This window comes from Negativicoccus succinicivorans, from assembly GCF_018373335.1.
Classification (GTDB): domain Bacteria; phylum Bacillota; class Negativicutes; order Veillonellales; family Negativicoccaceae; genus Negativicoccus; species Negativicoccus succinicivorans_A.
Window position 1 is genome coordinate 1 of record NZ_JAHAHH010000131.1, and the last position, 1,329, is coordinate 1,329.

Genomic DNA, 1,329 nt, shown 5'->3' on the forward strand with positions numbered 1-1,329 from the left:
ACAAAGGTTATTTTCGGATCGGATCGTGAACGTGAAGTCGGTCAATTATTGCGTAAAGAAGGCGCGCGTAAGGTCCTGATTATTCACGGCCGACAATGCGCCCAATGCCACGGCTTATTGGAGCGCGTGCAAGCGTCGCTGGATGAAGCGGGCATTTTATACAACGATATCGGCGGAGTGTACCCGCCGCCGACACGCCGCAAAGCGAACGAGGGGATCGCTCTCGGTCGGATCGAAGATGTCGATTTTATACTCGCGCTGGGCGGTCCTGCGGTCGTCAACTTGGCGAAAGTCATTGCGATCGGCATCGTCAACGACGGCGATATTTGGGATTATTTCACCCGCGAACGCGTCGCCGAAGAAGTTTTACCGGTGGGTGTTATTTCCACCACGATGGCGGGATCCGGCGAAATGAGCGCGCTGACGCATTTGACCAACAAGGTGCAGCGCGTCAGTCGCATCATCAATGTGGTCGGCGCACGGCCGCGTTTTGCCATTATGAATCCGATGCTGACGTATCCTCTTTCCAAAGCGGAATTATACAGCGGCATTTCCGAAATCATGATTATGACGATGGAGCATTACTTTACGCATAATTCGACGATGGAACTGACGGATAATATCTGCGAAGCGCTGCTGCGCGTGTTGATCCGCAACTCGCAGACCATCCTGACGGAAATGAATAATTATGACGCCAGAGCCAATGTCATGTGGGCGAGCGCGTTGGCGCATAACGACCTGACCGGTTCCGGCAACGGCGAAGCGGATATTACCGTTCACGAATTGCAAAAGGAACTGTTGGGCTTGTACAATATTTCTTCGGGCGTCGGCATGGCGGCCGTTTGGTGCGCATGGGCGAGATACGTCTACACCGCCGATGTGCATCGCTTCTATCGGTACGGCAGAACCGTCTGGAATATTGAACGCGACTTCGGCACGCAGGAAGAAATCGCGCTGGAAGGCATTCGTTTTACGGAAGAATTCTTCGAGCAAATCGACATGCTCGGTCCGGTCGCTTCGCAGGAAGCGCGCGATATTGATTTTGACTTGGAAGAATTGACCGATCGCGCGATGGCGGGTCGGCCGCAACTCGGCAGCTTTAAGGCGTTGACGCGTGACGAAGTGCAGCGCATTTACGCGGATGCCGTCGAATATCTGAAAAATTATCAGCCGGCGCCGCAAACAAAACCGATGCCGACGAAAATCGAAGACTGAGCGGAGAACACGCCGCATCATCATGCTTTCATTGTTGCGATTCGGATGTTCGAATGACATATTCTTTCGGATTCCTCCCCTACCTTGGGATTGCTCACTCAATCTCCCTTATTC

The 1,329-nt window shown here is 53.2% G+C and carries 1 protein-coding gene; it reads left to right on the top strand.

The genetic code is table 11. The features are described from left to right. Positions 1–1,215, top strand: a 1,215-nt coding sequence (locus KH813_RS06700) for an iron-containing alcohol dehydrogenase (RefSeq protein WP_303994565.1), incomplete at its 5' end; no start/stop codon positions are given. Positions 1,216–1,329: the final 114 nt, after the last annotated feature.